The organism is Haemophilus parainfluenzae, from assembly GCF_003252795.1.
GTDB classification, from domain to species: Bacteria; Pseudomonadota; Gammaproteobacteria; order Enterobacterales; family Pasteurellaceae; genus Haemophilus_D; species Haemophilus_D parainfluenzae_K.
The window spans coordinates 137,100-158,336 of the sequence record NZ_QEPQ01000004.1; the positions used below are offsets into that span (position 1 = coordinate 137,100).

21 protein-coding genes are annotated in these 21,237 nt (G+C 39.7%); 8 read left to right on the plus strand and 13 right to left on the minus strand.

Annotated elements, in window-relative coordinates; translation table 11 throughout:
- Positions 1 to 68: 68 nt before the first annotated feature.
- Positions 69 to 1,283 carry an aromatic amino acid transporter gene (locus tag DPV81_RS07900; RefSeq protein ID WP_049384237.1) on the plus strand — a complete coding sequence of 405 codons (1,215 nt, stop codon included), beginning with the start codon at positions 69 to 71 and terminating at the stop codon, positions 1,281 to 1,283.
- Positions 1,284 to 1,330: 47 nt separating this feature from the next.
- Here DPV81_RS07900 and DPV81_RS07905 read toward each other — a convergent pair whose 3' ends face one another.
- Positions 1,331 to 2,008, minus strand: a complete 678-nt coding sequence (locus DPV81_RS07905) for a helix-turn-helix transcriptional regulator (RefSeq protein WP_070590903.1) — start codon at positions 2,006 to 2,008, stop codon at positions 1,331 to 1,333.
- 248 nt (positions 2,009 to 2,256) lie between these two features.
- On the opposite strand from DPV81_RS07905, the gene DPV81_RS07915 reads away from it, so the two are divergent.
- The 4 genes from DPV81_RS07915 (at position 2,257) to DPV81_RS07930 (ending at position 4,501) form a co-directional block, all read left to right on the plus strand.
- Positions 2,257 to 2,691: a hypothetical protein gene (locus DPV81_RS07915; RefSeq protein WP_111387736.1), complete on the plus strand. Its 435-nt coding sequence runs from the start codon at positions 2,257 to 2,259 to the stop codon at positions 2,689 to 2,691.
- A 229-nt stretch (positions 2,692 to 2,920) separates the two neighbouring features.
- Positions 2,921 to 3,433, plus strand: a complete 513-nt coding sequence (locus DPV81_RS07920; RefSeq protein ID WP_133252928.1) for a hypothetical protein — start codon at positions 2,921 to 2,923, stop codon at positions 3,431 to 3,433.
- A gap of 365 nt (positions 3,434 to 3,798) precedes the next feature.
- Positions 3,799 to 3,996 (plus strand): hypothetical protein, encoded by a 198-nt coding sequence (locus DPV81_RS07925; protein WP_111387740.1) that lies wholly within the window; start codon positions 3,799 to 3,801, stop codon positions 3,994 to 3,996.
- A 139-nt stretch (positions 3,997 to 4,135) separates the two neighbouring features.
- The gene (locus tag DPV81_RS07930) at positions 4,136 to 4,501 is read left to right on the plus strand and encodes a hypothetical protein (protein WP_207930107.1); all 366 of its coding nucleotides are present in this window, start codon (positions 4,136 to 4,138) and stop codon (positions 4,499 to 4,501) included.
- Between the two features lie 132 nt (positions 4,502 to 4,633).
- Here DPV81_RS07930 and purT read toward each other — a convergent pair whose 3' ends face one another.
- From purT to DPV81_RS07950, 4 genes are all read right to left on the minus strand, one after another.
- Positions 4,634 to 5,815 (minus strand): formate-dependent phosphoribosylglycinamide formyltransferase, encoded by a 1,182-nt coding sequence (gene purT, locus DPV81_RS07935; protein WP_111387742.1) that lies wholly within the window; start codon positions 5,813 to 5,815, stop codon positions 4,634 to 4,636.
- Positions 5,816 to 5,824: 9 nt separating this feature from the next.
- Positions 5,825 to 6,328: an S-ribosylhomocysteine lyase gene (gene luxS, locus DPV81_RS07940; protein ID WP_111387744.1), complete on the minus strand. Its 504-nt coding sequence runs from the start codon at positions 6,326 to 6,328 to the stop codon at positions 5,825 to 5,827.
- Between the two features lie 256 nt (positions 6,329 to 6,584).
- On the minus strand, positions 6,585 to 7,064 hold the full coding sequence (locus DPV81_RS07945) for a YqaA family protein (RefSeq protein ID WP_049369679.1): 480 nt from the start codon (positions 7,062 to 7,064) through the stop codon (positions 6,585 to 6,587).
- Positions 7,064 to 7,663, minus strand: coding sequence for a beta-phosphoglucomutase family hydrolase (locus DPV81_RS07950; protein ID WP_049369681.1), 600 nt, complete (start codon positions 7,661 to 7,663; stop codon positions 7,064 to 7,066). Before DPV81_RS07950 ends, DPV81_RS07945 begins: the two co-directional genes overlap by 1 nt.
- A gap of 111 nt (positions 7,664 to 7,774) precedes the next feature.
- Between DPV81_RS07950 and DPV81_RS07955 the strand changes: the two genes are divergently transcribed.
- Positions 7,775 to 8,140, plus strand: a complete 366-nt coding sequence (locus tag DPV81_RS07955) for a hypothetical protein (protein WP_111387746.1) — start codon at positions 7,775 to 7,777, stop codon at positions 8,138 to 8,140.
- A 22-nt stretch (positions 8,141 to 8,162) separates the two neighbouring features.
- Here DPV81_RS07955 and ppx read toward each other — a convergent pair whose 3' ends face one another.
- The 7 genes from ppx to DPV81_RS07990 all read right to left on the minus strand — a co-directional run bounded on the left by ppx (position 8,163) and on the right by DPV81_RS07990 (position 17,939).
- Positions 8,163 to 9,707, minus strand: coding sequence for an exopolyphosphatase (gene ppx, locus DPV81_RS07960; protein ID WP_111387748.1), 1,545 nt, complete (start codon positions 9,705 to 9,707; stop codon positions 8,163 to 8,165).
- Positions 9,708 to 9,715: 8 nt separating this feature from the next.
- On the minus strand, positions 9,716 to 13,615 hold the full coding sequence (tamB, locus tag DPV81_RS07965; protein ID WP_432206729.1) for an autotransporter assembly complex protein TamB: 3,900 nt from the start codon (positions 13,613 to 13,615) through the stop codon (positions 9,716 to 9,718).
- A gap of 3 nt (positions 13,616 to 13,618) precedes the next feature.
- Positions 13,619 to 15,355: an autotransporter assembly complex protein TamA gene (gene tamA / locus DPV81_RS07970; RefSeq protein WP_111387752.1), complete on the minus strand. Its 1,737-nt coding sequence runs from the start codon at positions 15,353 to 15,355 to the stop codon at positions 13,619 to 13,621.
- 188 nt (positions 15,356 to 15,543) lie between these two features.
- Entirely contained in the window at positions 15,544 to 15,978 is a 435-nt protein-coding gene (dtd, locus tag DPV81_RS07975; RefSeq protein ID WP_111387754.1) for a D-aminoacyl-tRNA deacylase, read from the minus strand.
- Positions 15,975 to 16,799, minus strand: coding sequence for a virulence factor BrkB family protein (locus DPV81_RS07980; RefSeq protein ID WP_111387756.1), 825 nt, complete (start codon positions 16,797 to 16,799; stop codon positions 15,975 to 15,977). The genes dtd and DPV81_RS07980 overlap by 4 nt, the downstream gene beginning before the upstream one ends.
- Positions 16,799 to 17,272: a YchJ family protein gene (locus DPV81_RS07985; RefSeq protein ID WP_070775128.1), complete on the minus strand. Its 474-nt coding sequence runs from the start codon at positions 17,270 to 17,272 to the stop codon at positions 16,799 to 16,801. Before DPV81_RS07985 ends, DPV81_RS07980 begins: the two co-directional genes overlap by 1 nt.
- A 1-nt stretch (position 17,273) precedes the next feature.
- Complete coding sequence (locus DPV81_RS07990) at positions 17,274 to 17,939, minus strand: MOSC domain-containing protein (protein ID WP_070582126.1); 666 nt, start codon at positions 17,937 to 17,939, stop codon at positions 17,274 to 17,276.
- 122 nt (positions 17,940 to 18,061) lie between these two features.
- Here DPV81_RS07990 and DPV81_RS07995 point away from each other — a divergent pair, with 122 nt between their 5' ends.
- Both DPV81_RS07995 and udp read left to right on the plus strand, forming a co-directional pair.
- Entirely contained in the window at positions 18,062 to 19,561 is a 1,500-nt protein-coding gene (locus tag DPV81_RS07995; RefSeq protein ID WP_070582125.1) for a helicase HerA-like C-terminal domain-containing protein, read from the plus strand.
- Positions 19,562 to 19,610: 49 nt separating this feature from the next.
- Positions 19,611 to 20,369, plus strand: a complete 759-nt coding sequence (gene udp / locus DPV81_RS08000) for a uridine phosphorylase (protein WP_111387758.1) — start codon at positions 19,611 to 19,613, stop codon at positions 20,367 to 20,369.
- A 46-nt stretch (positions 20,370 to 20,415) separates the two neighbouring features.
- On the opposite strand, the gene DPV81_RS08005 is transcribed toward udp, so the two are convergent.
- The gene (locus DPV81_RS08005; RefSeq protein ID WP_111387760.1) at positions 20,416 to 21,231 is read right to left on the minus strand and encodes a shikimate 5-dehydrogenase; all 816 of its coding nucleotides are present in this window, start codon (positions 21,229 to 21,231) and stop codon (positions 20,416 to 20,418) included.
- Between the last annotated feature and the right edge of the window lie 6 nt (positions 21,232 to 21,237).

Sequence of the window (21,237 nt, forward strand, 5' to 3'; positions counted from 1 at the left end):
TGTGGTTTGATGTATGTCAAATAAGGAAGTGACTAGCCTTTCTACGATAATCGGAAAGGAGAAAACTTATGAACAAAACATTGGGAAGTACCTTGATTACCTCAGGGACGATGATTGGAGCTGGGATGCTTGCTATGCCTCTCACCTCTGCAGGAATAGGTTTCACGTTTACAGTTGTTCTACTTGTTCTTTTATGGATTCTGCTCACCTATAGCGCATTATTATTTGTTGAGGTTTATCAAACTGCTGAACATGATGCCGGTATTGGCACGCTTGCCGCACAGTATTTTGGTCGACCGGGACGAATTGTCGCAACCAGCGTATTAATGATTTTCCTTTATGCGTTACTTTCCGCCTATGTAACCGGTGGTGGTGCAATTCTTGCTTCAACTTTACCTGATTTTGCGACACCTGATCTTAAAATGAAAGGTTCTATCCTGGCATTTACAATCTTCTTTGGTATCTTCGTGGCAATTGGCACAAGCTTTGTTGATGCCTTAAATCGCTTCTTATTTATCGCGATGATTGCGGCTTTATTTATTGTGCTTGGATTGATGATTCCAGAAATTAAAATCGATAACTTAATGGCCATGCCAATTGATAAAGCGCTATTAATTTCGGCTAGCCCGGTTTTCTTTACTGCTTTTGGTTTCCACGGCTCAATTCCTTGCTTAAATAAATATTTAGAAGGTGATGTAAAAGCCTTAAGATTTTCTATTATTGTGGGCTCTGCAATCACATTAGTGGGTTATCTCTTATGGCAATTTTCTACTCACGGTGTGTTAAGCCAAAGCCGATTCTTAGAAATCCTTAATCAAGATCCAACATTAAATGGATTGATTGAAGCCGTTCGAGTGATTACAGGCAGCACCATTATTGCGGCTGTCGTGAAAATCTTCTCTGCCTTAGCACTGATTACCTCATTCTTAGGGGTGGCACTCGGTTTACTAGAATGTATTGACGACTTGTTAAAACGCGCTTTCAATATTTCAGCAAACCGTTTAAGTTTAGGTTTCTTAACCTTCCTTCCGCCATTGCTCTTTGCGTTCTTCTATCCAGAAGGCTTCATCCTTGCATTAGGTTATGCAGGACAAATGTTTGCTTTCTATGCGGTGGTATTGCCGGCAGCATTGGTTTGGAAAGCTCGCCATCAACATCCAAACTTACCTTATCGTGTGCCGGGTGGTTCAGGGCTCCTACTCTTTGTCTCAATTCTAGGGATTATTATCGTGAGTATCCCATTCCTAATTAAATTAGGTATATTGCCTGAAGTAGTGGGTTAATAACACGATTAAAATAAAAAAGTGCGGTTAATTTTAACCGCACTTTTTTATGCTTTTCCTTTGATCGCTTTAAGATAGCGATATACGCTAGGTTCTGAGATTTTTAAATATTTGGCGACCATCGGAATGGCACCCTTGATATTGAAAATACCCTTATCAAATAATACTTTAATGGCGTTTTCTCGTTGTCTTAAGCTGAGTGGTTTGTCGGAATGTAATAGGGTGAAATCAAGGTATTCACAAAGGATATCTTCGATAGAGTTTTCGAGTTTTTCTTTATTAATTATTTCAGCCTCTTCCACTTCGGCAAAGGCCGCATCAATACCTAAAATATTGACGAAATTTCCAAGGTTTTCCAGTGAAATTAATTTGGTCATCACATCAACCAACTCAGAAGTATCATGATTAATACAAAGGATGCCTTCTAATTTATCCCCGTTTTTAATGAAATAAGTTGCACCTCGAATGACCTTTTCGGAATCTGCCACGGCTTTGTAGTTAAAGACAAAATCCTTATCTAAATACACTTTATCCTGCAACAAACTAGAACCAAAAGAACTAAGTGGAGAGGAAAGGGTCCGCCCGCTAACGTGGCTATTCGCAATGGCTTCCATATGAGCCTTATTCTTATCAAAAGAATGAAATACGACTTCGTATTTAGGGCCGAGAACATTTCCCAAAAAATGGGTTAGGCCAATAAAATATTTCTTTTGTACGTTATTCATACCAACTTAATCTCATTAATTTCAGCTTGCTACAGGTATTCTATAACCGCTTATTTTTTATAGCAAATATATTGTAAAAAACGGCAGGTTATCTGTGGTGTTTTACTTTAAGTAAATCTTATAATGCTTAGTGGGATGGGGTTAGACAATACTTCTGTGATATTCTTTGGTGTTGGGATTTGTATCTTATTCAGTTGATGGTAAGCAATTTGAAAGAATTATGAAAAATACCCCAATAGGAGATTAATATGAAAGAACAAGAAATTTACCAGAAAATTGGGGAGTTATTGTGGTCAATAATGCCTGAAGAAGCTGTAAGGATTGATTTTATTGGTTCTATTTACCCTGAACATTATTCTGGTGGAGCTGAATGGGTTGTTGCGAATGGTGATATTCATTATTTCCCATTAGGTCAAAGACCTGATGAAATTGAAGGAGAAATTATAAATTTAATGAAACAATTGAGATCAACCTTATCTCAAGAATGGACTCAATATAAGTTTTCCCTATTTGATAATATGGAATTTAATATTAAATTTGCATATGTTTCAGATGAAGATAGTTGGCCAATGCTCTATCTTCGAGGTGTTAGTGATCTTGACGAAAATGAGATAACGGAATATGGAATTCCTAGAGAAATTTGGGAAGAGCGAGTAAAAGCGAAGGAAGAAACAGCAAGATAGCTAGTCTCAGCATGAAAGTGCGGTAAATTTTTAAAGAGTTTTAAAACTTCTCAAAATTTGACCGTGCTTTTTGTATTTTAATAGAGGGGAATTTTATATCGACTAGCAGGAAATGCTAGCAGAAAGACAACTACTACTGTTGAAATAAATAGCCAAGAATTAAGAGATATAAATAGAAATCAGCAATTGAAGTTAAAGTTTCCAGTCAAAAGTGAGGTGAAGTAATAATATGAATAATTATATAAATCTACTTTATGAACAGTTGCAATGGTGTAGCCAAGAGGATTTTTCCATTAGTAGTTTTTTTCCTTATGGACAAGGTATATCCTATGAAGCAGAAATAATGTATAACCAAGTAAGTATTGAGTTTATTTATAGATGTTTAAAATGTGATTTAATTATGTTTTTAAATGGTTCAATTTTTTTATCTGAACAGCCAGGTACATTAGAAGATTACGCTTCTTTTTTAGCTAATTCACCTATTGGTATTTATGAATGGCAACGCTTGGGTACACAATTACAGCATAAAGTATGGAGTTGTGAGTTTTTTGATGGTACAACTAAATTGGTAAAAATATGCGAAGAATGCGGTTTATATGGATATGAAGAATTTAATGAAAAAGATCACAGATGGATGATGTTTATAGATGAGGTAAATAATATTTTTTTAGAAAATAATTTAGCTTTAGATTTAGAACGTCCATTATTTCCAGTGGGAGATGTTTCTAATAATATGCCTTAAAATATCTGTTTTGGTGAAATAGTATTTAAAAAGCGGAGATAAAGTACGGTCAATTTTCAAAGAGTTTTAAAACCTCTTAAAAACTGACCGCACTTTTTGTGTTTTTAATGATGCTTATTTTTAAGCAAACCTTATAATTTCACATCCAACTTCGCGTAAGCTCGTTCTACTTTTTCCACGGAAATATTGCGAGTGAGTAACTCTCCCTAGAGGAGTTCAGGCTATTGCGAATAATAATCTCTACATTTAAGGTGGACATGATGTTGATATTGCAGCGGATACCAATCATTTTTAAAAACTGAAAATCAAGTTAAGGAAAGCTGATCTTCATTAAATAATAAGGAATAATCTAAGGAGTCAAAATAATGAAAAAATATTTATATTTTTGTTTTATTATTTATATTGGTTTACTTGTATCTAACTTAGTTATTTATACGCTCAGAATTTATGTGGAGAGTGGATCTTTATATATGTCAAAGCATATTTTTTTAGATCCAATAAGATTTTCTCTTATTGGTGGTTTAATGCTTCTTGTTGTTAATAAAATTTTTGCTAAAAATTAGATTAGGATAAATTTTATCTGCGATTATTTAGAATATTATACCAACCTCAGATAGCCCGTCTCCTAATACGTGCTTTTATCTCACTAAAAATAGACAAGCTGAATGAAGTTATTCATGAAAATTTAATCAAACAAAATTGATGTTATGGGCACGCGTTGGGAAACGCGAGCCATCGTGGGAAATAAAAATGAATAATACTAAATTAGTGATCCCAAGTTGTAATGATTTTATGTCTATCTATGGGTTCGATTGTGAAATGGATGATGTTATCCAGATTCTCAAGTTTGTGCATGGTGATGAGAGAGTTAATTTGAGTTTTGATATTACTGTAAACTCTGTGAGACTTCTGTTTTACAGAAATGATACTCTTGTATTTGATCTTTATAGAGAGGATCTATTAGAACTTTATTTAGATGAAAATGGAGATTCTCTGTCATTTAAGTTATCTGATAACTTGATTATAACAATAAATTTTTATCCAGAAATTAGTATTTTTATTAGATAGTAAGTATTTTTCAAATAACAATTTGAATTTGAAAGATATAAAAGTGCGGTCAATATTCAGTGAATTCTAAAATCTCTTGAATATTGACCGCACTTTTGTATTTCAACGATACTTATGCTAAGTAAACCTTATTTATAATTTCACATCCAACTTCGCGTAAGCACGCTCTACTTTTTCCAATGCTTTTTCCACGGAAATATCACGAGCGAGTAAGACACCTAAACGGCGATGACCATTGACTTCGCCTTTGCCGAAAATGCGGATATTGGTGTGTGGTTCAGCCAATACTTCGGCGATATTGCCAAATTGCACGTTTTTCGATTGGCCTTCCACCACAATGGCTTTGGAAGCCGATGGACTAATGAGAGTAATTTCTGGAATAGGTAAGCCTAAAATCGCGCGGGCGTGTAAGGCGAATTCGGATAATTCTTGAGAAATTAGCGTGACCATACCAGTATCATGTGGGCGAGGGGAGACTTCATTGAAGATAACCTCATCACCACATACAAACATTTCCACCCCGAAAATACCGCGACCACCTAATGCGGTGGTAATTTTTTCTGCCACCTCTTGGGCTTTCTTCAATGCTGCATCAGACATGGCTTGTGGCTGCCAAGATTCGCGATAGTCGCCATCTTCTTGACGATGGCCAATTGGCGCTAAGAAGCTGGTGCCGTTGATGTGGCGAACGGTGAGCAAGGTGATTTCATAATCGAATTTAACAAACCCTTCTACAATCACGCGTCCCGCACCTGCACGACCACCTTGTTGCGCATAATCCCAGGCTTTTTGTATATCGTCTTTGGATTTCAAAATACTTTGACCGTGGCCAGAAGAAGACATAATTGGTTTTACCACGCAAGGAATACCGATTTTTTCAACCGCACTTTGGAAGTCAGCAAAGTTATCAACAAATTGATAAGGTGAAGTTGGTAATTTAAGCTCTTCAGCGGCTAAACGGCGAATGCCTTCGCGATTCATCGTCAGCTTGGTGGCTTTGGCGGTAGGTACAACATTAAAACCCGCTTGTTCTAATTCAATTAGCGTATCAGTCGCGATGGCTTCTACTTCCGGCACGATGTAATCTGGGCGCTCTTTTTCCACTAAGGCTTTGAGTGCTGCACCATCTAGCATGGAAATCGTATAAGCACGATGTGCCACTTGTTGTGCTGGGGCGTTTTCATAACGATCGACGGCAATGACTTCCACGCCTAAACGTTGTAATTCAATCACCACCTCTTTGCCCAGTTCACCAGAGCCAAGCATCATCACTTTAATAGCATTCGGGGTTAATGCTGTACCTAGGGTTGTCATGTTGTGTCCTTATTTTAAGAAAGATTCATCAAGCGCTAAATCGTCATTTTTATTAATCCCCACACCGCGAGCAATCACATTTTTAGCAATTTCATGTGCTTCTTCTAAAGAATGCTCGGTGTAAGTCCCACATTGGTATTCGTTTAATTCAGGAATTTGGTTTTGATCTTGCACGGTTAAAATATCTTTCATGGAAGCTAACCATGCATCAGCTACTTGTTGCTCGTTTGGTGTGCCAATTAATGACATGTAAAAACCGGTACGACAGCCCATTGGGGAAATATCGATGATTTCTACATTGTCATTGTTTAAATGGTCGCGCATGAAGCCTGCAAATAAATGCTCAAGGGTGTGAATCCCTTTTGGTGGGAGAATTTCTTTGTTTGGAATGCAAAAACGGAGATCAAAAACGGTGATGTTATCGCCCTTTGGGGTACGCATCGTTTTGGCAACACGCACGGCAGGTGCGTTCATACGGGTGTGATCCACTTTAAAACTGTCGAGTAATGGCATATTTATTTCCTTGAAAATCAGTGATTTGTAAATTAATTGCAAGTTTTTGTAAATTTTTTTACATTTTTTTACAATTTCTTTGAACTTTTCTTTTTAGCGTCGGTCTTATAGAACAAGCAACTTGCAGTTGTTTTAATAAAATTGGTTCCTTAGGTTATTTGCCCCTTACTCGATAAGGGGCGTTTTTTTATCTGTTGAATATTAATTCGTCTTTATTCTAGCCCACAACCAGGTTATGCACAAAGGCTATTCTCGACTATGACACGAAAGGTAAACTGAAAAAGAGCAAGGCAATATAACGTAGTCCTTTTCCAATCGTCATAAAAATCAAACAACTTAGCCAATTCAATCGAAGCCAACCGGCTACTGCACAAAACACATCCCCGACAATAGGCAACCAGCTTAATAATAAAGTGATGGCACCATAGCGTTGTATTTTGTTTATCACCCATAAAGTGCGGTCATTTTTGCTATCAATTTTCGGAAACCATCGACCAATCCAATAAGTGGTGAGGCTGCCAAGTGTATTGCCTGCGGTTGCCAGAAAAACAAGCCAAAAAATATCCGCACTTAATAATGAACCGATCAATACTTTTGGCACAGCAAGGGAGACAAACACAATTTCTGAATTACCCGGCAAGATGGTGGCACTTAAGAAAGCGCTGAAAAACATCAACCACAAGCCATGGGTTTGCCAAAAATCAGTCAAAAAGCTGAAAGAGAAAATGTCCCACATTAGGCTCTAATAATCTCACGCGTTCTGACATCAAACACATCCATCCCTGCACTTAATCCCGCTTTTACGCCGAGATCGGCATCTTCAAAGACGATGCAACGTGATGGTTCGGCTTTTGCCAGTTCTGCGCAGCGTAAAAAGGTTTCTGGATGCGGTTTATGTTCTTTCACATCATCAGCGCTGACAATGGCGTTAAAGTAATGTTTGATATCTAATTTTTGCATCAACATATCAATGATTCGGCGGTTCGAACCTGAGCCAAGCGCAATTGGTTTTTGTTGATAGTAATGACGCACCACATCAAAGGTCGGGAGTAATTTTGATTCTGTTGGAATCAATTCATAGGAAAGTTTGCGTTTTGCTTGTATCACTTCATTTAAACGTTCTTGTGGCATACCGGCATCTTGCATAATGGCAGAGGCGATAGTGCTCACAGTTGCGCCACCTAAATCATACATAATTTGGCTGTTAAAACGATAACCAAATTGTTCCCCCACCATGTTCCACGCACGGGCGTGTACTGGCATGGTGTCGATTAAAGTGCCATCCATATCAAAAATCAGGCCATCATATTTTTCAAAAAGTCTGTTATCTATCATTTATTGCTTTCCTAGTTCGTAAATTTTTTCACTTTGTTTCAATTTTGTGATCTGTGCACTGGTAATTTTATGAAATAGCGGTAAAGTTATCCTATCTTAAAAAGGAATGTTATGTCGTTACTCAAACAATTAACCCGTTGGAAAATTCGCGGTCAGATTGATCAGGAAGTTATTGATATTATTCTGACTTTGCAAAGTCGCCTAGAGCATCATTGGCGCATAGATGTGTCTATTCCGACTGTCATCACTCTCTTATTGCATATTGCCAACAGCCTTGCTCGCTTAAAACGAGGCGGTTGCGTTTCCCCACTTCATCAGCCTTTTTATGATGAAATGCAAAGTGCGGTCATTTTTCCTGATGTTTTGGAAATTCACCACGATTTGCTTTCTTTTATTCCGCAAGATATTCCCGAAGCCGAGCAGAGCTATTATTTAGCTAATATTTATAGCTTGCTGCTGGAGCAAGATAAAAAATAAGGGCATGAAAGCCCTTATTCTATCAGTTAAAAATCAAGCTGAGTTCTAAATCTTTGAGTAAATTGCTTTCTAGGCGCAATTCATTCCACACTAACGGATTGTTATCCAAATAATGTTTCTCAAAAGTCAGTTCCCAAGTCTGTAAAGAGCGGTCAATTCTAAGATTGATTTTGTCGGTGCTATCTGTCGCTTGGCGAGATTTATTTAAAATCACCGAAATGCGTAAAAGAAGCAGTAAAACAAGGACATCTTCATCTGCATAACGAGCAAAAATCGGTAAATCATTCTTTTTAAATGCGCCAGTGTGATAACGAACTAAATTCACCAATAAGCGTTGTTGCTCGCGATCAAAGCCCGGTAATTCCATATTTTGCAGAATATAAGCCGAATGTTTTTGTACATTGCGATGATTAATGACAATACCGACTTCTAATAAGCGTGCCGCCCAAATCAACAGATTTTTCATTTCATCAGCAAGATGCGGTTTTTGCCAATGGGTGTATTGGTCAATTAAGGTTTTCGCACTATTTGCCACGCGATCGGCTTGCGCCAAATCTAAGTTAAATTGTTCGGCAAGTCCTAATGCGGTACGTGTACGGATGTCTGAAACCTGGAAGTTTTGTTCCAGGCTGTAAATCACCCCTTCACGCAAAGCGCCGTCAGAATAGCGCATATTTTCTAAGCCAAAAACGTCAAAAACAGCGCTTAAAATGGCTAAGCCTGGCACAAAGACATCCACGCGATCAGGGTTTAATCCCGCGATATTAAGTTCTTCAAAATGAGAAGCTTGTAAGGTTCGTTCAATTAAATTTTGTAAGCGCTCAGCGGTGATGATGCCGTTCGGATCAAGCGTTGCGGTAATCACTTGATAGACGGTTTTGATGGTGCCTGATGAACCTAGCACCGATTGCCAGCCGAATTTTCGATATTCCCAGCCTAAATCTTCAATTTTATTGACCGCACTTTGGCGAGCTTGCTCGAAGTTTTCTTTGGAAATTTCGCCATTCGGGAAGAATTTTTTGGCAAAGCTCACACAACCCATGTGACGACTTTCTGCCACTAAGGGGGTGAAATCATCACCGATGATCATTTCGGTTGAGCCACCACCAATATCGATGACCAGTTTACGTCCGCTTTCAGGTTGAGTGTGGCAAACGCCCGCATAAATGGTTTTGGCTTCCGTTTGACCGCTAATGATATTAATTGGATAAGGAAAGACAGTGGCAGCCTGACGTAAAAATTCGTCATTATTGACCGCTCTTCGTAGGGTATAAGTCCCCACCACATTCACATCTTCTGGCGCAAAACCTTGTAAGCGTTCAGCAAAAAGTGCAAGGCAATTTACACCGCGCTCAATGGCTTCTTGGCTTAATACATTGTGATCGTCTAAGCCGTCGGCGAGCCTCACTTTTTGTTTTAAACGAGAAAGCACCTGGATTGAGCCATTGATAATCCGCGCCACAATCATGTGGAAGCTGTTTGAGCCTAAATCAATGGCGGCAATCTCCCGGGCCTCACCTCGGTGATGAGGTTCTGCGAGTTGAGCCAGTTGCTTGTCGTTATGCATGTCCTTTCCTAAAATTCAAATTTATACAATAAATCAAAAACTTGGTTTGTGCTGGTTACTGATTGGAAATAAAGTTGTGGCATTAAGCGGTAACGCAAGGTCACTTCGGCTAAGCCATCAAATAATCCCACACCGTATTTCACTTGTAAGCGTTTACCAATATTACCACTAACTTGTACTTTGGAGCTATCCCCAACACCGGCAGTGCCTAAGTTTAAGTCTTGAATACCAAAGGCTTCACCAATACCGCCGACCACTTTACCACTTTTCGCTAAACCTAAGCCAAGTAATGCTGCACCCACAGAACCACTAGAGCCTGCTTCACCACTGTTTTCTAATGAGCGACCGGTTAATAAATAAGAAAGTGCCTGGTCTTGAGATTTGGCTGGATCAGAGAAAATCGTGACTTGTGGGCTAGATGCCATACCAATCACTTTTACCCCCGCGGTCACTTTACTGTCTTCCATAGCCTCAGGGTTACGAATCGCTTCAATATTTAACATCGGTTGTGAAGGTAAACCAGCGAAGCTGATTTGTCCTTTACGAATTAATAAATCCTGTCCGAAAGAAGCATAACGACCATTTTTTAAGTTAATTTGACCAAATAATCCTAGCTTACCTTTATCCTGTTTCACCAAAAGTAAACCATCCAAATTCGTTTTTAAACCATAGGCATCTAAATGCACATCATCACCGATTTTAATTTTTAAATCAGATTGAATTTGCATCCCAGATTTCGTTTCTGAAGCAAATTGGCGATTAATGAGTTCTTCTTTACTTTTTCTTGGGCCATTTAAAATGACTTCATCTTCACTCACTGGTTCAGCATTGTCCGGTAAGCTTTCAATAGCAATTCTTGCCCAAGGGATATCCACATTACCACTCAAATCTAAGAGTTTTGGCGAAGCTTTGACAACCACATTCGGGCTGACTTTTAATTTCGCCATGGATGGGATATCAACTTTGAAATTATCTGCTTGCGCTCTGACTTCTGCCGTCCAGTTATCCATGTGAGCCCAGTTAGCTTGCCCGTTAATATTTAGCTTGCTATCTGGTGTTTGAACATGACCATTTAAGGTTGAAGAGGTGCCATTAAAGCGAATTGCTACTTGGCCATCAGTCACATCAAAAGGCAGGCTTTTCAGTTTCGTTTTCACATTTCGAATGTCGAAATTGCCATTTAATAATGGTTTTTCTAAATTACCACCGAAACTTAAGCGTGAGACCACTTCACCATCTATGCTTTCACCGCTGGAGAAAAGTTGATTGGCTAAGGATAAGCGTAAACCTTCAATGGTAAAGGTACCGCCTAATTGACGACCTTTACTTAAATCATTAATTTTTAAGTCTGTGCCGATTCGACCTTGATTTTGAACGTTAATGTCAGATTTCAAGGTTAAATTGTTATTTTGAATATCGGCATTCACACTTAATTTAGGAATATCCAGCTTAAAGGTGCGGTAGTCTAATTTTTGTGCCACACCAATGTTATTTCCTTCTACTACCACATTTAGTTGTAATGGTTTATCTGTGAACCATGCCACTTTACCTCGGCTTTGTAACTGGCCTTTGAGCGTGTCTTGTCCCATCAATTTATTCACTAAATCTAAATTGATGCGTTTAAGCTCAAAAGGGACTTCGCCGTTTTTCCCTGCCGTAAATTGTTGAGGGAAACACAGATCTAAATCTTGGTTAATCCAGCAGTGTGAACCAATGGTGGCTTGGATTTTTTTATTATCATAAGTCACCGGAATAGTTTGATTCACTTTAAAATCACCAATAGGTGAGTTTAGGCTCACTTGGCTTAAATTGCCTTTCCATTGCTGAGAAGTGCGGTCAAAATTCCCCGCGATTTGTAAATCAGCTGCAACAGGTTCACCTTTTGATTTTAAGGTGAGCGTATGATGTTTTTCATCACCTGATGCATTCAAATCAATATTATGTAATTTGATGCTGTCACCATAACGGAAGTTTTCCGCTTTGACGGTAAGTTCACCTTTTACTTGAGGTTCACTGACAACATTACCTTTAATTAAGGCTTTGGATAATTCTAATCCTTGGAAGTGCAAGCCTTGTGCTGTTAAATCGGTATTAATGGTTGGTGCAGTAAGCTTACCTAAAATCTGTGCTTTACCAACCACGGAGCCCGCTAAATCTTGCCACAGACCACGTAAGCTTGGTGCGTTGATATCTAAATCTAGGTTTGATTTATCACCTAATGTACCTTTTGCCGCAATGCGGTTATCGCCATAGTTCAGCAATAAATCAGGAATGTTTAATAAAGTTTCATTACTTAAAAAGACACTACCTTTCAAGCTCAATGGGCGAGAGGAAAGACTACCGGTTAAGTCCACGGTAGGCACATCCACTTTCCAATGATTGGAATCAGCGGAGCCTTGTGAACTCACTTTACCCGATAATACGGCTGGCATGGCGGGCACATAAGGACGAATGTTCATTTTATTTAAATCAGCCGTCACATCCCATTGCGCGCCATCTTTCCAGTTTGATGAACCTGTTAAACGTGCCGTACCATCTAGGGCGGCAAGTTTTAATTCGTTGATGGTGACTTCGTAGAGTTTACCGTCTGCATTCAAATCAACATGGGTGTGAGGGATATGATCCATCCCCTCCACGCCACCAACAACTTCTGCGTGATAATTCAATAAATCGCCCGTGAGTTTGATATCAACATCGTTAATCTTGAGCGGCGCTAGGCTGTCTGCAAAAGCATATTGACCTTTTTTCGCTTTTAATTGCAGATTTAATGGCATTTTATCTTCAGCCAGTTTCACGTCGCCGGTTAAGGTGGCATCAAGCACCCCTTGTGTGGTTAACGAAAGTGCGGTCGTTTTTTTCAATGAACCCGATAAATTGAGATCAACCTTGCTAGCAGGCAGAATGGTTTTGTCTTTTGATTTAAACGCTTGGAGATCAGATTTTAATGTGAGATCAACAGGAAAATCTTCATTGAGCTGGAATTGTCCTTGGCTAGAAAGTGTACCGAGAGAGCTGTCAATGTCGAGTTTTTGTAATTTCACTAAATGATCGGTGGCATCCGCTTGCAATTCTACTTTAGGCACGGTGATTTTTTGCGTTTCTTCGCCTTTTTCATTGAGCGATTGATATTGCCAGTTTGTACCCAAAACACTTGGAATGTGCATATCAAAAGGCAAGTTCACCGTATTTAAATTACCTAAAAAAGCCGGTGTGAGTGTTTGCTCAATTTTCGCCCAATCAACGGGTTTAGCAGGTTCTTTTTGCTCGGGCTGAGGGGGATTCGGTTGAGTTTGGGAGACTGTTGAGAAAAGCACATCTGAAAGCGTGGTGGGCTCAAGGGTAAGGCCTGATTCATTGTTTAAACTGACCGCACTTTTAAATGACGAAAACGTAATATTGCTTTGATCGAGTTTCATATCAAAGTCAGTAATCGCTACATTTTTCACTTTTACAGAAACCGGTAAATGGATTTTTTCCATTGGACCACTTTCTGTTTCTTTCTCTTCGGAAGGCGGCATAACACTGGTATCAATGGCAATTTTCGGCTGCGTTAAGCTGAGATCATCAACAATAATATCTCCCGACAGTAAACGAGCTAAATTCAGTTGTAAGCGCGTTTTAGGAAGAGCCACATCTACGCCGGTTGTTTGAAAACGTAAATTTTCTAAGATTAAACCATCTTGTAAGCCACCGCTGACTTGCTCAATAGATAAGCTATCGAGCATTTTATCGGCGAGTTGAATAATTGCACGTTGCCCACTATCAAAAGAAAGTGCTGTGACTAAGCCTAAAACAGGGACAAAAATGACCGCACTTCCGACACATAAAATTTTACGGCAGGTCTTTTTCTTTTTGACGGGTTGTGTGGTTTGGTTATCTGGTTGTTTTTCTTGTTCAGACATAGTCATACCCTAAATTTCAGCCCCTAAGCCAATGTAAAATTGAATGTTTTTGCTGTTATCTTTATCTCGAATTGGCGTCGCAATATCAAATTTGATAGCGCCAACTGGCGATGCCCAACGCACACCGAAACCTGCGCCGTAGCGTAACTCATTTGCTTTGTAAGCATCTGCGGCTAAACCTGTATCCGCAAATACGGCTCCCCACCAATTTGGGTAAACTTGATATTGATATTCAAGGCTACCTGTTACTAAGCGAGAACCGCCGACTAATTTCCCATCTTTATTTTTCGGCGAAATTTTCTTATAACCATAACCTCGCACGCTGCGATCGCCACCTGCAAAGAAACGTAATGCAGGTGGAATTTTACGAATATCCGCAGTATTCAAATAGCCAATTTCGGCACGGGTAATAAAACGGTGATTTTCTGCGTAAGTACGAATCCACGCTGTGGAAGCTTGAACTTTAAAGAAATTGGCTTCTGACATCCAAAGCTTATTTCCTAAATCGACCGTGATTTTTTGGGTATCTCCCCATGTTGGGAATTGACCGCCTTTTAAACGAGTACGACTAAAACCTCCAGTTGGATAAACAAGGAGCGTTTTATCAGTGAAATCAGCTTGGGTGAAGCTATCATAACGGACACGAAGACCCGCAAAATATTGCCAACCCTCTTTATTATTCCAATAACGTAATGCAGCAAAAGTGAGCGATTTGGTATCCGTATCATTTTTATTTTCTTTTTCATAACCGGTTGAGAATTCATAATAATAGTTTAATGGATTTTTCAACAGTGGCATTTTATAGGTGGCTTCAAAGTTTTGTTTTGGCGCAGAGACGTAAAGATTTGTACGGAAACTATGACCTCGGCTATTAATCCAAGGTTTTGTCCAACCAATTTGGACATGAGGGCCCGTATCGGTTGCAAAACCGACCCCGAGCTCCATTGCGTTTTTCTTGCGTGGATAAAGCAACAGTTCGATATCCACTAATTTTTCTTCTTCGCGGACATGAGGCTGTAAAAGCACTGAGCTAAACCAGTTGGTAGAAGAAAAATCGTTAGTTAATTCAGATAAATCGCTGACTAAATAAGGATCGCCCGATTTAATGTTGAGCATATTTTGCAAATAGTCTTCGCGAATTTGGGAATGGTTGAATGTGATGTTGCCGTAATGATAACGCACGCCACTATCAAACAGCATACGCCACCATGCTTCATGGGTTTCAGGGCTGATTTCTAAGCGAGAAATTTGGAATTTTCCGTCAAGATAACCACGAGCAAGGGCAAGGTTTGAAATGCTGCTTTTATAGTCATCGTATTTTTGATGCTCAACTAACTCACCTTGTTTTGGCAAGTTTTTACGGAGTGCTGTGAAGTTTTCATCTTCTGCCGCTTCGCCTATAATTTCAACTTCTGTTCCGGCAATTTTGCTTGGTTCACCGGGTTTTACATTGGCGATAAGTAAGTCTCGTTGACCTTTGCGTTTTTTCAATTCAAAGGTGACTGAAGAACCATAATAACCGAAGACTCGAAGGCCTTTATCGACAGCATCTGAAACTAATTGTTTATACCGATCTGAGCCGTCCATCTCACCTTTATCAATGAGTTTGACATTCATATCAGTATTGCGAATGGCGCGTTCACCTTTAATTCCGCGGATCTCAATATCCACGGTTTGTTCTGCAAGGGCTGAAAAACTCATCCATCCAAGCAAAAGAGCGGTTATTTTTAACGAAATTTTTTTCATTTTATTACAAGCTAAACTTTAAGAAGATCCCCATCAAACTGCCTTAGTTTACCCATAAAATAAGGGGATTACCAACGCAATTATGGATGGGATTTGAAATTGTTATATGCATTTGAGCGTTAATACGACAATGCGATCAAAGAAAGAGTTTCCTTTGCTTTGAAAAAAATAGCAATTTTTCTCTTTATTCAGACATTTAACCAAAATGTAACCGGGCCATCATTGGTGAGGCTCACCTGCATATCTGCCGCAAATTGTCCGTTGGCAACAGTGACTTTTTCTGCACATTTTTGCGAAAAATAGCCATACAATTCGTTAGCCAATGCTGGTGCGGCACCTTTTGAGAAACTTGGTCGTAAGCCTTTTTGCGTGTCAGCGGCTAGGGTGAATTGTGATACCACAAGTACTTCGCCACCGATTTGTTGCACATTTAAATTCATTTTGTCATTTTCATCGCTGAAAATACGGTAATTTAAGACTTTCTCGGCGAGTTTATCTGCTTTGGCTTGGTCATCTTCTTTTTCCACGCCTAATAAAACCAATAAGCCCTTGGCTATTTGTCCTACAATTTGACCTTCAACTTCCACTTTAGCCTGTGTTACACGCTGGATTAATGCGATCATTTTACTTCCTCTAAATTTGTTTGATTCGTTGACCGCTCTTCTGCAAGTACTGCGGCTAATTGTGCACCGAATAACACCACTGTCCAGCTGATTTGAATCCACAATAACATGATCGGCAGTGTCGCCATGGCGCCATAAATTAATTGATAAGATGGGAAGGTAGTGATGTACCAAGTAAAGGCTTGTTTCCCTAAAGTAAAGAAAATTGCCGCAATTAATGCACCTGCTGCAGAATGTTTGATGCTCACTTTCTTATTCGGCACGACCATATAAATGAGCGTGAAAATAAACCAAGTAGAAAGAAATGGCACAAAGCTGAGGAGTTTTAAGCCAAAAGAGAGCGTTTCAGATTGCTCGAACATGGCTTTAACATAGGAACTTGCCGCAATGCTAGTACCGATTAAAAGCGGGCCGAGCGTTAAAATGAGCCAATAAATAGCAAATGACGTAAAAATCGGGCGATTACTGGTGTCTTTCCAAATGCCATTGAGTGTACGGTCAATGGAGTTAATCAGCATTAATGCCACTAAAATCAAACTCACAATCCCCACGGCGCTCATTTTCTTTGAATTATAGACGAATTCATCAATATATTGTCCCACAACATCGCTCGCAGAAGGGGCGAAATTGGTGAAGATGAATTCTTTCAATGCACCAGTGACTTCGTTAAAAACGGGAAAAGCAGAGAAAATAGAAAACACCACCATAATTAATGGCACGATAGCGAGCATGGTGCTGTAAGTGAGTGAACCGGCGGCTTGCGTTAATTTATTTTCTTGAGAACGCTGCCAGAATAATGCGAGAAAAGACGTTAAGGTCATTAGAGCAAGCCTCCGCAACAATGTTTAAATTTCTTCCCTGAGCCACAAACACAAGGCTGTTTATTGCTTGGGAGCGGTACAGTGGGATCAACAAAATACCAATGTCCATCAATTTTTACAAAAAGAGAATATTCGTGATGCACTTGCGGCTGTTCTCCGCCTTGAAAATGTGCTTTAAATTCAACCGCACTTTGTGTTTTGGTTAAGGTTTCTGCTTTGACAATCTCTAAACCGAGCCATTGCGTTTCATTAGCCCAATCTTGCAGGGCTTTTTCATCTAATAAGGTTTGTTGGCTTGGCACAGTGGTTTGCACAATATAAGGAATATTTTTGAGCACAAACGCGGAATAGCGGGAACGCATAAGTTGTTCCGCTGTTTCTGGAAACAGATTGCCTGAATGAAAACGTCCGCAACAATCTTCGTAAGAAAGCGAAGATTGGCACGGACAAAGTGCGGTCGTTTTAGCCGACATTTTAGCCCGCCTGCTGTAAATTACGTAATTGTGAGTTAACAGAACGTTTAAACGCTGGCGCTAATTCCTCAATGGCTAAGGCTTCTTCTAATTCTGCAACACTTGAAGGAGCAGAAAGTAGCGTGTTTAAACGACGAATAGTCCATTCTGGATAAGGACGGTGTTGCAAGATGAGTTCATCGCCTTGATGAATTTCACCTTCTTCGATCACGCGAACATACCAACCTGTCCAGCCAGATTGACGAATTACCTCTCTTGTATTCTCATTCTTGGTATTATGAGATAAACGTTCGCAAGGTTTACGTGGTTGTGACACTTCTAAAAGCGTGGTGCCAATTTTGTAACGATCGCCTATACAAACATTATCTTCATGTAAGCCGGATACCACAAAGTTTTCACCGTAAATCGCGCTACCGTGAAAATCAAACTTTTCACCAAGTAGCTCGTTTAAAGCGTCGAAAGACACATCAGACATAAAAAACAAGGCTTTATCTACACCACCGTGATGGGCTTTTAAACCCACATCGTTACCTTCAGCACCCAGCGTGTGCACTTTTACCATCGATACCGGTTTTTTACGGATGGCACTTTCATATGAGCTACCATCTGGGAATGTTAAGGTTTCGATCAATCCTGTTTTAATAATAAGAATTTTTGCGTTTGACATCTATTTTTCCTACTTTGAGTTAGTTTTGATAAATTATACCGTAAAATCACTTTAATTTTGACCGCACTTCGTTTTTTCCTTATTATTCGTTTAAATAAAACCAACAAAACAAAGGAATCTTTATGCAATATTCTCTCGCGCGTACCGAACAAGGTCAAACCCTTGGTATTACCGCAAAAATGGCAAACCGTCATGGCCTGATCGCAGGGGCAACAGGGACGGGGAAAACCGTAACATTACGTAAAATGGCAGAAGCGTTCAGTGATGATGGCGTGCCGGTCTTTTTAGTTGATGTAAAAGGCGATTTGTCTGGTTTAGTCAAAGCGGGCACATTCAGTGGCAAAGTGGCGGAACGCATTGAGCAATTTGATTTAGGTGGCGAGAGTTATTTAAATGGCTATCCTGTGTCATTTTGGGATGTATTCGGTGAAACCGGTATTCCACTTCGCACCACGATTTCTGAAATGGGACCATTATTACTTTCCCGTTTATTAAATTTAAACGCAACTCAAGAAGGCTTATTAAACCTCGTATTCCGTGTGGCAGATGACAAAGGTTTGTTACTCATCGACTTAAAAGATTTACGTGCAATGCTTAAATTTGTAGCAGAAAACGCCAAATCGTTCCAAGTAGAATATGGCAACGTATCAGCTGCGAGTGTGGGCGCGATTCAACGTGCTTTACTGACCCTTGAAAATGAAGGGGCAACCAATCTTTTTGGTGAACCTGCATTAAATCTTGAAGATTGGTTACAAACCCGTGATGGTCGTGGTGTGATCAATGTTTTAAATTCTGAAAAATTAATTAATTCCCCAAGAATGTATAGTGCGTTCTTGCTTTGGTTAATGTCTGAATTATTTGAGCAATTGCCGGAAGTGGGCGATCCAGATAAACCAAAATTTGTGATGTTCTTCGATGAAGCACACTTACTCTTTGATGGTGCACCAAGTGTGTTGGTGGACAAAGTGGAACAAGTGGTTCGCTTGATCCGTTCTAAAGGTGTGGGTATTTATTTTGTGACCCAAAATCCATTAGATTTACCGGATACCGTGTTAGGGCAATTAGGTAACCGTGTGCAACATGCGTTACGTGCCTTTACGCCACGAGATCAAAAAGCAGTGAAATCCGCGGCAGAAACGTTCCGTTCAAATCCAGCTGTCAATGTGGTTGAAACCATTTCAACCTTAGGTGTGGGGCAAGCATTGATTTCATTCTTAGATGAAAAAGGTATGCCTGCGCCAGTTGAAGTGGCGTATGTTTACCCGCCGAAAAGCCAACTTGCACCGATTACTGAAGAAGAGCGTGCTGCGTGGGTGAAAGACGATGAGCTTTATGCCTTCTATAAAGATTATGTGGATAATGAGTCGGCTTTCGAAGTGTTAAATGCGCAAGCGGATTTAGCCGCAGTGCAACAAAAACAAGCTGAACAAGCACAGCAAGAGGAAGAGAGCGGTTTATTTGGTAGCTTAAGCCGTATGATTTTTGGAACACAAAAACGCGGGGATAAACTTTCTCCGACAGAACAAATTGTGAATAGCGTGGCAAAATCAGTTGGTCGCAATATTCGTAATGAAGTGACCAAACAAATCATGCGTGGTATCTTAGGGGCATTGAAAAAATAACGAAAATTTGACCGCACTTTGCGGCAATAATGATAAAAAGGAGATTGTTATGTCTGATGTATTTCACTTAAACCTAACTAAAGCACAACTGAAAGGTGCAACATTAGCTATCGTGCCAGGTGATCCTGCGCGTAGCGAACGTATTGCTAAAAAACTTGATAATCCTGAGTTTCTTGCAAGTACACGTGAGTTCACTTCTTGGTTAGGTTATTTAAATGGTCAACCGGTGGTGGTGTGTTCAACCGGTATTGGTGGTCCTTCTACATCTATCTGTGTGGAAGAGCTGGCTCAGCTTGGTGTGCGTACATTTTTACGTATTGGCACAACGGGTGCGATTCAACCGCATATTAATGTGGGCGATATTCTTGTTACAACGGGTTCAGTTCGTCTTGATGGTGCAAGCCGTCACTTTGCCCCAATTGAATATCCAGCAGTAGCAAATTTTGAATGTACCACGGCACTTTTCAATGCGGCTAAAGAAAAAGGCATTGAGCCATTTGTAGGAATTACAGCTTCTTCAGATACCTTCTATCCAGGTCAAGAACGTTACGATACCTACAGTGGTAAAGTATATCGTGATTACCAAGGTTTGTTAAAACAATGGCAAGATCTCAATGTGATGAACTATGAGATGGAATCCGCAACGTTATTCACGATGTGTAATGCCCTTGGCTTACGAGCAGGTATGGTAGCTGGTGTGATTGTAAACCGTACACAACAAGAAATTCCAAATGAAGCCACCATGAAAGATACGGAAGATAAAGCAGTATCTGTGGTAGTGGAAGCAGCAAGAAAATTGTTAGCGTAAAACTCAGATAAAAAGAACCGCACTTTTTTAAAGTGCGGTTTATTTTTTAACTGTTTTTTCGAGCAAAAGTTGCGGCTTCAGCAACTAATTGGTCATCAGGCCGAATGCCTGTGTAGAGTTCAAATTGTTCGACAGCTTGTAGCACAATGACTTCTGCACCAGAAATGGTTTGTTTGCCTTGCTGTTGAGCAAATTGGATAAATGGTGTTTCAGCAGGAATCGCCACCACATCAAAAGCGGTTTGAGCTTGTTGAATAAGATTTTCAGGAAAGGCGAGATCAAATTCTTCTTTCCCACCTTTCATCCCAATTGGTGTGACATTGACTAAAATGTCTGCCGATTGATTATCTAAAGAATAAATATATTCGTAGCCATAAAGTGCGGCTAAATTTTTACCTGTTTTTTCATTTCGAGCAAAAATCTTCAGATGCTCAAATCCGCTGTTTTTAAAGGCCGCGACGACCGCTTTAGCCATACCACCACTGCCTCGTACAATCACGCGACTATTTTTATCTAATTGATATTCTTTGATAAGTTTAACAATGGCAATATAGTCGGTGTTGTAAGCACGAAGAAAACCTTGATCATTCACAATGGTATTCACGGACTGAATGGCTTGTGCGGAAGGTGAAATTTCATCTAAAAATGGCATACAGCTTTCTTTAAATGGCATTGAAACGGCACAACCTCGAATACCAAGTGCACGAATGCCCTTGACAGCGCTTTCAATATCTGTGGTGGTAAAGGCTTTATAGATAAAATTAAGCCCTAATTTTTGATACAGATAGTTATGGAATGTTGTACCAAAATTGCCCGGTCTGCCAGAAAGAGACATGCAAAGTTGGGTATCTTTGTTAATCATATCGAT